Raw genomic sequence first — 14443 nt, 5'->3', positions numbered from 1 at the left:
ATTTTGAGCAACAACGCAGAAGTTGGACTTTATAGACAAACACTAGTTAGTTTCAGCGCAAGTAGTCATCAGAAGAAACAACTACTGCCTTCTGACTAACAACTATTTACTTACATATTAAATACCTTGTATGGTTTTAAAATAATAGCTATGGCCAAATTCAAAAATCATATTCTTGTTTGTGGAGGTACCGGTTGCCGGGCCTCTGAAAGCGAAGCCATTGCCGTCAATCTAAAGCGATCGATTGATGAAAACAATCTGGAAAACGACGTACAGGTGGTACGAACCGGTTGTTTCGGGTTTTGCGAAAAGGGACCAGTGGTAAAAATGGTTCCGGATAACACTTTTTATGTTCATGTGACTCCTGATGATGCTGAAGACTTGGTGCTTGAGCATTTGATAAAAGGACGGAAGGTGGAACGCTTGCTTTATGTGGATCCGGAAACAAAGGAGCATGTGAGCGATTCCAAACACATGGATTTTTACAAAAAGCAGATTCGCATTGCTTTGAGAAACTGCGGTTTTATCAATCCGGAAAATATAGATGAATACATTGCCCGGGATGGTTACAGTGCTTTGGGAACCATTTTGGATGAAATGACCCCCGAAGAGTCCATAAAGGTGGTAAAAGACTCCGGTCTTCGTGGACGTGGCGGAGGGGGGTTTCCTACGGGGTTGAAATGGGAAATAACCCTGCAGTCGGAATCGGAACAGAAGTATGTGGTTTGTAATGCCGATGAGGGAGATCCCGGAGCTTTTATGGATCGGTCGATTCTTGAAGGCGACCCGCATTCGGTTCTGGAGGCCATGGCCATTTGCGGATATTGCATTGGCGCCGATACCGGATTGATTTATATTCGGGCAGAGTATCCGCTGGCCATTAAACGGTTGAAGATTGCCATTGATCAGGCCAGGGATTATGGGCTGCTTGGAAAAGATATTTTTGGAGCCGGGTTTAATTTTGATGTGGAAATCCGCTACGGAGCAGGGGCTTTTGTTTGTGGCGAGGAGACAGCATTGATTCATTCGATGGAAGGATTGCGCGGAGAACCCACGGTGAAACCGCCGTTCCCGTCGGTTAGTGGATACAAAGGAAAGCCGACCAACGTAAACAACGTGGAGACTTTTGCCAATATACCGGCGATTTTTCTTAAAGGTGCTGATTGGTTCAGAAAAATTGGAACAGAGAAGAGTCCGGGAACCAAAGTGTTTGCATTGGCAGGAAAAGTGAATAATGTGGGATTGATTGAAGTACCTATGGGGACTACTTTGCGTGAGGTGATATTTGATATTGGCGGAGGCATCAAAGGTGGCAAGAAGTTTAAGGCTGTACAGACCGGAGGTCCCTCAGGTGGGTGTCTGACGGAAAATCACCTGGACCTGCCCATCGATTACGACAGTTTGATTGCCAGCGGTTCCATGATGGGATCCGGAGGTATGATTGTGATGGATGAGGACGATTGTATGGTTTCGGTAGCCAAATTTTATCTGGATTTTACCGTTGAAGAGAGTTGTGGAAAATGTACCCCTTGCCGTGTAGGTAACAAGCGACTTTACGAACTGCTTGAGAAAATCACTCTTGGTAAAGGGGATGAAGGTGATCTGACCCGTTTGCGTAATTTGGCCAACGTGATTAAAGATACTGCTCTGTGTGGGTTGGGACAGACATCGCCGAACCCTGTGCTTTCCACTATGGATAATTTTCCTGAAGAGTATGAGGCTCACGTGAAGGAGAGTAAGTGTCCGGCCGGTCAGTGCCGTGCATTGATGCAGTATGTTATCAATCCGAAGCTTTGTACCGGTTGTACATTGTGCGCCCGTGTTTGTCCGGTGGATGCCATTTCAGGCGATAAAAAGATGCCGCATTTTATCGATACTTCCATTTGTATTAAGTGTGGCGCTTGTATGGATAAATGTAAGTTTGGTGCCATCAGTATTCAATAAATCGGGTCAGAAACTTTCAAAAAAAACAATGACTTATGAACTTAGTGAAATTAACTATAGACGATAAACCGGTGGTGGTGGAAAAAGGGACCACCTTGTTGGAGGCTGCTAAATCCATTGGCATCAAAATTCCATCTTTGTGTTACATGAAGATGGATGACATGAATTTTGAGAATAAACCGGGCGGTTGCCGGGTCTGCGTTGTTGAAGTGGAGGGGCGGAGAAATTTGGCTCCTGCCTGCAAAACTGAATGTACGGAAGGAATGGAAGTTCATACACATACCGTGCGGGTGGTCAATGCCCGACGGACGGTGGTAGAACTGATTTTGTCTGACCATCCTGCCGAGTGTCTGACCTGTGCCAAGTCAGGAGAGTGTGAATTGCAGGATCTGGCTCAGAATCTGGGTATTCGTGAAATTCATTATACCGGAGAGCAATCGCATTACAAAGGCGACCAATCCCCGGCCATCATTCGTGAGATGGATAAGTGCATCATGTGTCGCCGTTGCGAAACCGCCTGTAACGAAGTGCAGACAGTTGGTGTATTGTCGGCTGTAAATCGTGGCTTCGAATCGGTTGTTGCACCGGCTTTTGAGATGGATCTGGATCATTCGGTATGTACCTATTGCGGCCAGTGTGTGGCTGTCTGTCCTACAGGCGCACTTACAGAGCGCGATTATACATGGAAGGTAATTGAGGCACTGGTGGATCCCACCAAAACAGTGGTAGTGCAAACAGCTCCTGCAGTGCGTGCAGCATTGGGCGAGTCGTTTGGAATGGAGGCGGGAACCCTGGTAACAGGAAAAATGGTATCAGCTCTGCGAAAACTTGGATTTGATTATGTGTTTGAGACTGATTTTGCTGCCGATCTTACCATTATGGAAGAAGGTACTGAATTGCTGGATCGTCTCAACAGGCATCTGAATGGAGATAAAGAGGTTAAGTTACCGATTCTGACCAGCTGCTGCCCTGGCTGGGTGAAATTCTTTGAGCATCAGTTTCCGGAGATGATGGATGTGCCATCTACGGCCAAATCGCCCCAGCAAATGTTTGGCTCCATCGCCAAATCATACTTTGCAAAAAAAATGAATAAGAAGCGGGAAGACCTGGTAGTGGTATCGGTAATGCCATGTCTGGCCAAGAAATATGAGTGCACACGCGAAGAGTTTTCTGTGAATGGGGATCCGGATGTGAATGTTTCTATTTCTACACGGGAACTTGCTCAGTTGATCCGGAATGCCAACCTGGATTTTGCCGCCTTGCCGGATGATGATTTTGATCAGCCGCTGGGAGAATCCACAGGGGCCGGAGTCATATTCGGAACTACCGGCGGGGTTATCGAGGCTGCAGTACGTACAGCCTATGAATTGCACACAGGCAAACATCTGGAAAGAGTTGACTTCAAGGAGCTTAGGGGTATGGAAGGGTCCCGTAAAGCAACCGTTGATTTTGACGGACTTAAACTGAATATCGGGATTGCCCACGGATTAGGAAATGCCAGAAAACTGCTGGAGGAAGTCAAGTCCGGAAAGTCGGAGTTTCATGCCATTGAAATAATGGCCTGTCCAGGAGGATGTATCGGTGGTGGTGGACAACCATATCATCATGGAAATGTGGATGTTTTGAAGAAACGTCAGCGGGCCATTTATGAAGAAGATAAGGGTAAGCCCATTCGGAAGTCACATGAGAATCCGTTTATTCAGGAGCTGTACAAAGAATTCCTGGGTAAACCAATGAGTGATTTGTCGCATGAGTTGCTGCATACGCATTATTTCAATCGTAAGAAAAAAGCTGAGATCGAATAGTCTTTGACGGCGAGTTGATAATTGGTAATTGGTCATTGTTAATTGAAAAGAGTTATGGCAAAAGTAAAAATACCCGAAAATAAAGTTCAGGAATTGAAAGATTTGTGCGCCAAATTCAATAATGAACCCGGTGAGTTAATTAATGTGTTGCATGGTGCACAAGGAATGTTTGGCTACCTGCCTGCTGAAATTCAGGAGATCGTGGCAGAAGAGATGAATGTTTCGGTTGCTCATGTTTATGGTGTGGTCACCTTTTATTCCTTTTTCTCCATGCTGCCCAAAGGAAAACATCCGATATCCATCTGCATGGGGACCGCCTGTTATGTGCGAGGCGCTGAAAAAGTCCTTGATGAATTTAAACGGCATCTGGATGTGAAAGTGGGTGAAACCACTCCTGATGGAAAGTTTTCTCTCAGCTGCCTGCGTTGCGTCGGGGCTTGTGGCCTTGCTCCCGTGGTTACCATTGGTGAGCGGGTTTACGGACGTGTGTCTCCCGAAGATGTAAAAGGAATTCTTGGAGAATATTAAATAATGTCTGTCCATAAAGTACCAATTGCGTCGTTACGCTTGCCGCCAAAATACTCATTTACCCATGTAAACTCCGTTTTTGGCGGCTTGCGCCACCGCTAAAGCTTTAGGCGGCACGCGGTCGCAAGCCTTGCAATTGGCACTTTCTGACCAGGCACATGGCTTTTTACAAATTTTCCCGACTTTATAGACGCGCACTAAATAGTGCCTGTCCATAAACTAAGCGTTTTTGACGTGTTTGAAATAGAAAGTTCAAATTCAAGGCGTGTGAAAAATCTAAACTGGAGAATACTAATGTATTTGAGGATTTATATTTTGAACAACAACGCAGAAGTTGGACTTTATGGATAAACCCTAAGTCATGAATCCACTAGATTGCAGGGACGGCGGATTCTTTGACATGTAAAGCAGAAGTGCTATATGCCAATCCGACGTTTCTGTAAAAAATCTGTAAAACCTTTCCGATAACAGCTCTTTCATCGTACCTTTAAAGCCTAAAGGTTATGTTATGTCCGTAATATATCATCCGCAGAAATATAAGTTAGAAGATCTTCCCATGCAGAATTTTATAGATTCTGAGGAGATCTGGGAGATTTTGAAACGAAATGAAAATCCATCTCCTGAGAGAGTTCGTGAGGTAATTGCGCGATCACTGGATAAGCACCGCTTGTCGCTCGAGGAGACTGCTGTTCTGATTAATGCCAATACCCTTGATCTGATCGAAGAGATTAAAAACGGGGCCCGCGAATTGAAAGAACGGGTTTACGGAAAACGAATTGTCCTTTTTGCACCGCTCTACATCGGAAACCTTTGTATCAATAACTGTGCGTATTGTGGTTTCCGGACCGATAATAAGAAACAGAAGCGCATAACACTCTCTTCCGAAGAAATTAAGGCGGAGGTTGAGATGCTTGAAGATTCAGGTCATAAACGTTTGATATTGGTTTATGGAGAACACCCTAAATACGATGCAGATTTTATTGCTGAAACGGTGCGCAATGTATATAGCGTGAAGAAGGGCAACGGGGAAATACGGCGTGTCAATATCAATGCTGCCCCGATGGATATAGAGGGTTTTAAAGTAGTGAAAGATGCCGGAATCGGGACTTATCAGGTGTTTCAGGAAACTTATGACCGCAATGCCTATTTGAAAGTACATCTGGGAGGGAAAAAACGAGACTATGACTGGCGCATTACAGCATTGGATCGTGCTCAGGAAGCGGGTATCGACGATGTGGGGATTGGGGCTTTGCTGGGGCTTTATGATTGGCGGTTTGAGGTGCTGGGCTTGTTGAGGCACGTCAATCACTTTGAGGCTGTTTACAATGTGGGACCGCATACCATTTCATTTCCGCGGCTAAAGCAGGCTTCAGGGTTTGATGTGAAACCTGAATTTGAGGTCAGTGATGAGGAATTCACGCGTTTGGTGGCTATTCTTCGGTTGGCAGTACCCTACACCGGTCTGATTCTTACGGCTCGTGAGCCTGCACATATTCGGGATGAGGTGCTTCAGTTTGGTGTATCGCAGATTGATGGAGGAACCAATATTGAAATGAAAGGTTATTCCTCCCGAAAGGATCAGCAGGATTTGGATCATGAGCAGTTTACCATTGGAGATAATAGAACCTTGAATGAGGTTATGGAGGAATTGCTGGGACATGGCTATTTGCCTTCATTTTGTACTGCCTGTTACCGTCTGAAACGCACCGGCGAACACTTTATGGAGTTCTCGGTTCCCGGGTTTATTAAGCGTTTTTGCCAACCAAATGCCATGCTTACCATGGCTGAATATCTGGAAGATTATGCACCTGCAGAAACCCGTGAAAAGGGATATAAGTTAATTGCTGAAAATTTGAAAGAGTACAAAGATGACCAGTTCCGTGAAAAATTGATTGATCGGTTGGAGAGAGTGAAAAAAGGGGAACGGGATTTGTACTTCTAAATGAGGTGAGACTTAAAATAGCTATGCCGTTTTAAAGATGCTGTAAAACAGGTTTTTAATTTGTGTAATTCGAAAAATTCGTGAACCCAAAACAAGAAATGGCGTAGCCATTTTTCCTTAAATTATTGAACAATATTTTGCCAAACAAACACAAATATTGTGAGTAAGGCATTAATAATTAATTTTATGTTTGTACTATGAGTCCCGGAATTCTGGGGTCAGTATTTTAAATTTTATGCTTATGAAACCTGAAACTAACCACTTTGGCTCTATAAATAAGAGTTGTGCAGCATTTCTTTTTTTAGTCTTCGTGCTTTTTGCCCTGCCTTTAAAATCGCAGCAACCAGTTGTACTTCATCCTGTGGTAGGCGATACCATCGATTTGATAGAGAAACTTGATTATCTTTTGTTTTCGGATGTGCCTGATTCCTTATTTGAACAAGGTGTTCTGATTCCCGATAATCAGGATTATCAATTGCTTGTGTGGCATGAGGGAGAGGTTGCAAAAGTTGATGTGTCCGCTGAAGACTTTGAGATGCTTTCTGGAAATGTTGAAAAGCTTTCTGCTTATTATCAGCAAAAAGCGGGAAAAAAAGGCGATTCCGCTGAAGTATATTCTCCTTTGATTACCCGTGACTCCATCCCCATGGGACTAAACATCGAATGGATGTCGGAACAGCAGATTAATAAAATGACCAAAGAATCCAGGCGCTACAATCAGTTGAAGTTGGAGGCTGATGAACAAGGTCTGATGGGGTATGACCGGAGAAAATATATTGAAACCGGCGGAAGAATGGAGTTCCCATTGGCCAAATAACAATAAGTTTATTTCTTCCTTGCTTTCTTTTCCATCAAAATCAGCGAGTAATAGATAAACCGGTTGACGGGGACATCTAATCCGATTTCATCCGCAAGTTTTACCACGCTTCCGTTCTGATATTCCAGTTCAGAAGGCTTTCCTTCCCAAACGTCCCTCGTTAGCGATGAGGTTGATTCCGGAGGAAAAGTGTCGATAAAGGCCATGGTTTTGTCCACAAAATCCGACTCAATATTGATGCCTTTTTTGTGAGCCAGTTCGGTTACTTCATCAAACAAATCGCGCATTACTTTACGGGTTTCCGGCTGCGCTCTGACCTCTCCGTAAGTGGATCTTGTAACCGCGAGCCAGGCACTAACACAGATAGAGATGAACTTCTTCCATAAGTCTGACTGAATATCGTTGGCTACTCTGCCTTTAAACCCGCTGTCGTTAAAAACCTTCTCCAAGGCATAAACACGGTCGGTTTTGCTGTTGTCGCATTCGCCAAATACGATGGTGGGATCGACAGCCAGATGATTAATCTTTCCGGGACCTTCTATTTTGCTGATAATGCGGCAAAGACCGGAGAGTACATTCTTTTCAGGCAAATACTCTTTGAGTTCGTCACTGGCCAAAACTCCGTTTTGTAAAGGGAGTACCATGGTGCTTTGTCCGATTACAGATTTTAATTGTTGCGCAATATCTTTTACCTGCCATGCTTTGACTGAAATGATGACCAGATCGGGTACTTCTGCCTCACTTATTTTCTCAGTGACATTGACTTTTGTCACTGAGAAATCGCTATTGATGCTTTGTACTTCGAGTCCATTTTTTTCCATGGCTTCCTTGTGAGCTCCGCGGGCAATAAAGGTCACACTATGTCCTGCCTGCGCAAGACGACCGCCAAAGTAGCCACCCACACCGCCGGTTCCAACAATCAGAATCTTCATTAATCTCTATTTTGTAAGTTCTTCAATCTCTTTTTGGATGTCTTCCATTCCTTTTTCAAAGTCTTTCAGTGACTCTTCAATCTCCTTTTCGGAGGTTACATTGGTGACGGTATCGTTTTTAAATATTAACAACACCTTATCTTCTTCATACACCCACCATTCAATGTCCAGTGGCATTTCTACTTTCTCGGTGGGTTCACCGGCTATATCAACAACTTCTTTCGAGGCCATTCCTTCTTCAATGTCATGAATGTCTCTGGTGGCACATGCTGTGAACATGGCAATGACTGTAATAATTAGTATTTTTTTCATTTGTTCGTTTTTAGATAAGCGAATCTACAAAATGTGCAGCAAAACCTCAATAATAAAGTGGTGGATTGAGTATTCAGGAAGGAGAGTATAAAAAAGATATTGTCTCCTGTTTGTTCTTTTTGGTTGAGAGACAATATCTTTTGTTTGATTAATTGTTTTATAATGAACTGTTTATTCGATAATCAGGTCCATCTCTTTAGGGTATCGAACCGTATAAATGAACTGTAATTCTTTGGTTTCTCCAGGGGCCAGATGCAGCGTCCAGTTGAGCATCCCGGTTACTGGATTTACTTTGGCACCGCTATTTTCTTCCAGTTCCACCTTGATGTCGCTGTTGGTGGACACAGGATATTGATCCTCCACCATTACAGTTGCTTTGGTGTTTTTGCTATTTCGCACTGTAATTTTCCATGCTTTGGTCTCTTTGGCATTATTGCCAAAAAAGGATTTTGATGAAAAATCTTTTTGAAGTTCCCGCTCCATGATAATGCCCGGATCTCTTCCTACGGAAAGGTTAAGAGTGTCCTCAGAAGAGTAGGGGTTCAGCACCGTTTTGCCTTGATAGGTCTGATCGAAATAGATGTTGGCCTGCCCGGGCAGCAGGTTTAGTTCACTCCAGTCCGAAATATGCGCCATCAGGTAAACGTGAGGGGAGCGTTTGGGCACTGTTGCGTATTGGAAATCTGCTTTCACCTGATGATCCGAAACGGCTACGTCGTATCCCTGATTATCAGAAGGAATCGTGTAGGGAATTTGGATTTCAAAAGCTGTTGTTGTTTGTTGCTGAACGGTGGTGACGTTTTGTTTTCCAAGAGAGGACACACCTCTGATGCGTATGGGCCTGGCTTCTTCCTTGTCTTCAATTACCAATTCTTCATTAAGTTCTACATCGTCTTCAACAATGCTCATGGTTTCCATTACCTCCGGCATTCGTACAGGTGCAGGATATAAAAACCAGGGTTGCAATTCCGGCTTGTAGTTGCTGATGGTGGGGTTGCCTGTGGAGAGTGTCAGATTTACGTTGTGCCAGTTTTCATCGGTGCTTTGAAAAACCTTGGCTTTGTAAACCAACGTTACCGGCTCATCGGTATCCTTTACGCGGATATCGTAAAATGGCTGCCAGCGTGCATCATGAACGGTGTAGGTAAGCTCAACCGGGGCACTAACGGGGCGGTTGGTTGAAATAGTTACTTTGATGGTGCTTGTGGGCTGGTCGTCCCGGGCATTCAACTCGTTCAGCTGGCGATTAATTTTATCCAGACGTCTTTGCATTTCAAGAGTTGTTCTGTTATTTTCAAACAGAGTTTTTTCAATTTCCGTAAGGCGTTGACGGAAAAAATCGGTCGCTCTGATAAGTTGTTCCACATTAACACCAGTCTGTTGTCCACCAATAGACTGATTGCTGATTAACATTTCCCGTTCCTTGATGTAGATCTGCCGGGTGTTCTTGTTGAGTGAAATACTGTCCTGGAGTTCATCTCTTCGGTTGACCAGTTTTTGGGCCAGAGCATCCGATTTTTGGGATTCCAGATAATCGATGCTGTGATTCACTGAAAGAATGGTAATTCCATTTCCGGCAGCAACCTGCAAACTGTTGGAATTGAGACGAGGGGTTAAACCTTTGAACAGGAGTGTTGATTTACCTGAGCCAACAGAAATATTTGCTGTCCGGGTAACCTGAGCACCTTTTAAGTAAACCACCACATCGGATATCTCTGATGATATCTCTTTTTGTTCCTGAGCCTGTATCACAGAAAAGCTCAACAGTGTAATCAATACGAATATTGTCTTCATACGAAAAGAAGGTTATGTTTTATGTTCAAATATACATTTATTGTGCCGTAATTATTTTATCATAAATTGTTTTTTATCCTTTCGGTTTTCATCCAATCATTCAATGACCAATTGTATTTTAATACATGTAGTTTGTGTGTATCAAATTTTCTTCGGTACTTTTATACTTAAATGATATTTTCCTTAGGAAAAATTTGCAAGTCTTTTGGAAATGCAGGGTTGAATTCAGATTATTAAAATTCAGTTTCATGAGTTTATTATTAATTACAGGAATCATTATTTTTCCGGTTTTTTGCTGGGGGAGTTGGCAGCCCGAATTTCTCTGCCTAAGATATCAGGTTATATCATAGCAGGTATTCTGCTCAATCCACAGGTTCTGGGTATTGTTCCCCATAGTTTTATCGAAACCGGGGATCCGCTGGTTAATATTTCATTGGCCGTAATCACTTTCCATATAGGAGGATCGCTCTCTTTCGATAAAATCAGGAAGGAAGGAAAGAATTACCTGATTATGACGCTGGCTGAATCTTTGCTGGCCTATTTGTTTGTTTTTTTACTGACGTTTCTGACGGTTCAGTATGTTTTTAATCTTTTTGATTCTATTTATCTGGCTTTGGCTTTCAGTATGTTGCTGGCTTCACTTGCAGCTCCTACAGATCCCTCGGCAACGTTGGCAGTTATTGAAGAATACAAAGCCAGCGGGCCTGTCAGCTCATCTGTTTTAGGCATTGCAGCATTTGATGATATTATGGGCATCATTTTATTCACTCTTTCACTGGCATCAGCAAAGGTGCTCCTGGGAGATGGAGATACTTCAATGCTTGATTCGATGGGGCATCTGTTCTATGAGATAGGTGTTGCTGTGTTGTTGGGTGCGGCTTTTGGATTTTTATTAAACAGGCTTTCTTCATTTTTTAAGAAGGAGACTGATGGGGCACTGATTGTTTTGATTCTGGGAATATTAGTTGCCTGTTACGGTACGGCAACATACATTGGAGTTGACGAGTTGCTATCTACATTGGCACTTGGAGTGGTAGTTATTAACTATAACAAGCAAAAAGATGAAATATTTGGTCTTATTGAGCGATATACCGAAGAGCTCATTTTTGTGATCTTTTTTACTTTGTCAGGGCTCCATCTCGATATTTCTTTACTCTCGGGAAATTCAATGTTGATTCTGTTGTTTATAGCAGCCCGGTTGTTGGGTAAATATACAGGTATCTGGACCTCATCATCGTATCTTTCGATTCCCAAACAGGTAAAAAAATACACTGCCGGTGGGTTGTTGCCCCAAGGTGGCATTGTGATAGGCCTGGCTTTGCTGGTTTCCAAAGAGGAGGCTTTTAATGCTTTTTCTACCTTAATAATGACGGTTGTTATCGGTACCGCAATTATTCATGAGTTATTTGGCCCGGTGATATCGAAACTATCTTTGAAAAATGCCGGAGAGATTGAGGATGAACATCGCAAGGCCCAAATTCAGAAAAAATGAATTGAGCTGATGTTTAAGCATCTAATAGCGCACGGAAATTGAAGCTGTTGAATAACTTAAGTTTTTTAAAACCTGACCGAGAATCAAACATTTTTATTCGCTACGTGTTTTTATTACTACAATCAACTTTTTGAAATCTAAAAACTACGGAATATGGAACGACGTCATTTTTTATCACTCGTGGGTATGGCAGCTGTAGGTGCCTGTGTCCCCACAGGGAAAAAAAGTAACAATAACGGAGCAACTGCTTCAGCAGCCGCGACCATTGATGGTCATAAATTTCCCGAACTGGGATATGCTTACGATGCGTTGGAGCCATATATTGATGCGCAAACGATGGAGTTGCATTACGATAAGCACCATCGTGGTTATTATGGTAAGTTTATGAAAGCCATCGAGGGGACCGAGATGGAAACTACGGCAATGCATCAGATTTTTGCTAATGTATCCGGGCACAGCGAATCTGTCCGTAATAATGGTGGTGGTTACTACAATCACCGGTTGTTTTGGGAAAATATGTCTCCCGATGGAGGTGAGCCATCGGCCCGCCTGCTGAATGCTTTGGTTAAGGATTTCGGTTCGATGGATGAGTTTAAAAAGGAATTTTCAGATGCTGCAAAGACCCAATTTGGCAGTGGTTGGGCTTGGCTCTATCTCGATGGCAATAAAAAATTGAAAGTAACCTCCACGCCTAATCAGGACAATCCTTTGATGGATGTTGTTTCTGAGAACGGTATTCCACTACTTGCGCTGGATGTTTGGGAGCATGCTTATTACCTGAAGTATCAGAATATGCGTGGCACTTATGTGGACAATTTCTGGAATGTAGTGGATTGGAAAACGGTAAGCAAACGTTGGGAGAAGGCCAATAAAGGAGAATGGAAGGGATAATGTGACTTTTTTCTATTCTTAAAAAGATATAGAGGTTAAAAGAAACGATGTGATTAACAGGTTTCTTTTAACCTTTTCTTTTTTATAATGTTGTGGTTTTGTTTGTGATAATCAAGTGCTTTTTGTGGTTGGGGGTAGGCCTGTGTTATTGGCGAATTATAATCTTATTTTGAACCCAAAGTTCCAATATGCCGGATCGAAATTAACGGACCAACTGGAATTATCTGTTTCCCAATCAATCATTGTGTGTTTTACTCCTCCCAACCCAAGAGAGAGACCAACTTTGGGAGAAATGAACCAAGTCAGTTCCGGTATGATTTCAGCATTGAATAAATCAACTTCGTAAGTGTCTTTCGACATTGTCGTATAAGGGGGAGGGGAATACGAAGATTCTGATGGAGTATTGGATCTACCCGCAATGAGTGTGCTATATTCAGATTTTATTTTACCGTATCCAAATTTTAGTTTTCCACTAAGGTAGAGCCTGTTAACAATTGGATAATAATATCCCAGATAAATATGCGGCAAAAAACCATTTGATTTTAAATCCATCACTTCAGCCTGATAGAAATCTGTGATCATCAATTTGTTGGTTCTGGACTCTTTTTCCCAATAATAGTTAAGTCCTATTCCCAATTCAATTCGGTCGGCTATAAAATACCCAACTGACGCTCCAAGGTTTAAATTTTTAACTTGTGACGCATTATAATTTGATGTGACACCATTTTCAGTGTTGGTTTTTAAATAATTTCCATCTAATGATACAACTGTCTTTCCTTTATTTAGTTGTGAGAAAAGATTCAGGCTTGAAAGTGATAATAATACTATTAATACGGTTTTCTTCATTGCTTTTTTGAATTAGGGATTGGTATTAATTATTCCACGGAAAATCGATTATATTTTGATGAGTTTTATTACTTCTTTATTCAGAAATGGTCCTCCTGGATAACTCTTTGTGTAGTCAAAGTTTAACCATATTCCTTCCTCATTTTGAACAACTCCGAAATCTTCTTCGTAGATATCTGTAAATAAAAGGTTAAGAAGCGGTTTGACTTTCAGATTATATTCATGCTTGTCACTTGCTACCAAAAGAATGGGGAAAGCATGCTCTTTGACCCAAACAATCCTGGTTTTTCCTCCAACAGCTTTTATGCAGGCAGCCATCATTATTGAATAGTCCTCACAATCACCTGCCATAGAATTTAAATAAGTTTTCAATTTCTGTTTTTTAATTTGGGAAGATGTTTTGAAATTATTGCCCAAATTACAACGTCATCTACTTTATCATATCCATGAATAACCCAGTTTCTTGTATCAACAATTTGCCTGGCATTTTCAATATTTAATTCGGGGTCAATTTTCAAAGCGCGATTCATTGCTTCGCCAATTATTTCTAATTCTCGCTCAATGCCACGACGAAGTAGCTTATTGTTTTGGTATTCAAAGAAATCCCTTTTGCCATCTAAATAATCTTCAATCGAGTCAATGGAAGTTTTAATATCATAGAGATATTTTTTTATTTCACGCTTCATAGATTAATTCTTTTGATTCATTGACGCTTTCAATAAAATAGGGATTTGACAAGGTTCTTTCAGTTACTATGTCAATTTCTCGGTTAAAAAGTTCTCTTAGTTTGTAATGAAGCGAGAAGTAATTATCTGCGTATTCTTCTGGGGTTAAATTTTCGGCGAATGAAATTAGAAAATCAATGTCGCTATCGTCTCGGAATTCTCCCGAAACTGCAGAACCAAATGCATATAGTCGTTTTACGTTAAGCAATTCGCATAAACGTTTCAAATCATTTTTCTTTTCGGTAAGAATGCGTTGCATATGTTTTTTCTTTCAAATTTAAGAAATTTGTCGAATATGCTGTTTTTGTTAAGCTTGCAGGCAACGTCCCGGCTATATGCGCCTGGGCGTGGCTTTCAGACCAGCTGTGGATTTATCAGCTTGAAAGCAAGGTTTTGGGTAATACAAAACCCTCAA

14 protein-coding genes are annotated in these 14443 nt (G+C 42.1%); 7 read left to right on the top strand and 7 right to left on the bottom strand.

The genetic code is table 11. The annotated features are described in order from the left end of the window. The first annotated feature begins 150 nt into the window (after window positions 1-150). The 5 genes from BY457_RS14650 to BY457_RS14630 all read left to right on the top strand — a co-directional run bounded on the left by BY457_RS14650 (window position 151) and on the right by BY457_RS14630 (window position 7036). Window positions 151-1944: an NADH-quinone oxidoreductase subunit NuoF gene (locus BY457_RS14650; protein WP_106154081.1), complete on the top strand. Its 1794-nt coding sequence runs from the start codon at window positions 151-153 to the stop codon at window positions 1942-1944. Window positions 1945-1979: 35 nt separating this feature from the next. Beyond that, window positions 1980-3749 (top strand): NADH-dependent [FeFe] hydrogenase, group A6, encoded by a 1770-nt coding sequence (locus BY457_RS14645; RefSeq protein ID WP_106154080.1) that lies wholly within the window; start codon window positions 1980-1982, stop codon window positions 3747-3749. A 54-nt stretch (window positions 3750-3803) separates the two neighbouring features. Beyond that, window positions 3804-4277, top strand: coding sequence for an NADH-quinone oxidoreductase subunit NuoE family protein (locus BY457_RS14640; protein ID WP_106154079.1), 474 nt, complete (start codon window positions 3804-3806; stop codon window positions 4275-4277). A 508-nt stretch (window positions 4278-4785) separates the two neighbouring features. Then, window positions 4786-6219 (top strand): [FeFe] hydrogenase H-cluster radical SAM maturase HydG, encoded by a 1434-nt coding sequence (hydG, locus tag BY457_RS14635; protein ID WP_106154078.1) that lies wholly within the window; start codon window positions 4786-4788, stop codon window positions 6217-6219. 241 nt (window positions 6220-6460) lie between these two features. Continuing rightward, window positions 6461-7036 carry a hypothetical protein gene (locus BY457_RS14630; RefSeq protein WP_146130993.1) on the top strand — a complete coding sequence of 192 codons (576 nt, stop codon included), beginning with the start codon at window positions 6461-6463 and terminating at the stop codon, window positions 7034-7036. An 8-nt stretch (window positions 7037-7044) separates the two neighbouring features. Here BY457_RS14630 and BY457_RS14625 read toward each other — a convergent pair whose 3' ends face one another. The 3 genes from BY457_RS14625 to BY457_RS14615 form a co-directional block, all read right to left on the bottom strand. Then, entirely contained in the window at window positions 7045-7968 is a 924-nt protein-coding gene (locus BY457_RS14625; protein ID WP_106154076.1) for a ketopantoate reductase family protein, read from the bottom strand. A 6-nt stretch (window positions 7969-7974) separates the two neighbouring features. Next, the gene (locus BY457_RS14620) at window positions 7975-8280 is read right to left on the bottom strand and encodes a hypothetical protein (RefSeq protein ID WP_106154075.1); all 306 of its coding nucleotides are present in this window, start codon (window positions 8278-8280) and stop codon (window positions 7975-7977) included. A 171-nt stretch (window positions 8281-8451) separates the two neighbouring features. Continuing rightward, window positions 8452-10074 carry a DUF4139 domain-containing protein gene (locus tag BY457_RS14615; protein WP_106154074.1) on the bottom strand — a complete coding sequence of 541 codons (1623 nt, stop codon included), beginning with the start codon at window positions 10072-10074 and terminating at the stop codon, window positions 8452-8454. A gap of 292 nt (window positions 10075-10366) precedes the next feature. Between BY457_RS14615 and BY457_RS14610 the strand changes: the two genes are divergently transcribed. Both BY457_RS14610 and BY457_RS14605 read left to right on the top strand, forming a co-directional pair. Beyond that, a complete protein-coding gene (locus BY457_RS14610; RefSeq protein ID WP_258176753.1) occupies window positions 10367-11566 on the top strand; it encodes a cation:proton antiporter in 1200 nt (399 codons plus the stop codon). A gap of 153 nt (window positions 11567-11719) precedes the next feature. Then, window positions 11720-12457, top strand: coding sequence for a superoxide dismutase (locus tag BY457_RS14605; protein ID WP_106154073.1), 738 nt, complete (start codon window positions 11720-11722; stop codon window positions 12455-12457). A 156-nt stretch (window positions 12458-12613) separates the two neighbouring features. Here BY457_RS14605 and BY457_RS14600 read toward each other — a convergent pair whose 3' ends face one another. Genes BY457_RS14600 through BY457_RS14585 form a run of 4 tightly spaced genes read right to left on the bottom strand, consistent with a single transcriptional unit; the run spans window position 12614 to window position 14287 of the window. Continuing rightward, window positions 12614-13303, bottom strand: a complete 690-nt coding sequence (locus BY457_RS14600; RefSeq protein WP_106154072.1) for an outer membrane beta-barrel protein — start codon at window positions 13301-13303, stop codon at window positions 12614-12616. 48 nt (window positions 13304-13351) lie between these two features. After that, window positions 13352-13675, bottom strand: coding sequence for a hypothetical protein (locus tag BY457_RS14595; RefSeq protein WP_146130992.1), 324 nt, complete (start codon window positions 13673-13675; stop codon window positions 13352-13354). Next, window positions 13672-13989, bottom strand: coding sequence for a HepT-like ribonuclease domain-containing protein (locus BY457_RS14590; RefSeq protein WP_106154070.1), 318 nt, complete (start codon window positions 13987-13989; stop codon window positions 13672-13674). Before BY457_RS14590 ends, BY457_RS14595 begins: the two co-directional genes overlap by 4 nt. Beyond that, complete coding sequence (locus tag BY457_RS14585) at window positions 13979-14287, bottom strand: nucleotidyltransferase family protein (RefSeq protein WP_106154069.1); 309 nt, start codon at window positions 14285-14287, stop codon at window positions 13979-13981. Before BY457_RS14585 ends, BY457_RS14590 begins: the two co-directional genes overlap by 11 nt. Window positions 14288-14443: the final 156 nt, after the last annotated feature.

Source organism: Marinilabilia salmonicolor (assembly GCF_003003035.1).
GTDB lineage: Bacteria > Bacteroidota > Bacteroidia > Bacteroidales > Marinilabiliaceae > Marinilabilia > Marinilabilia salmonicolor_A.
The sequence above is the reverse complement of the archived record's forward strand: the minus strand, read 5'-3'. Positions and strand labels throughout refer to the sequence as shown.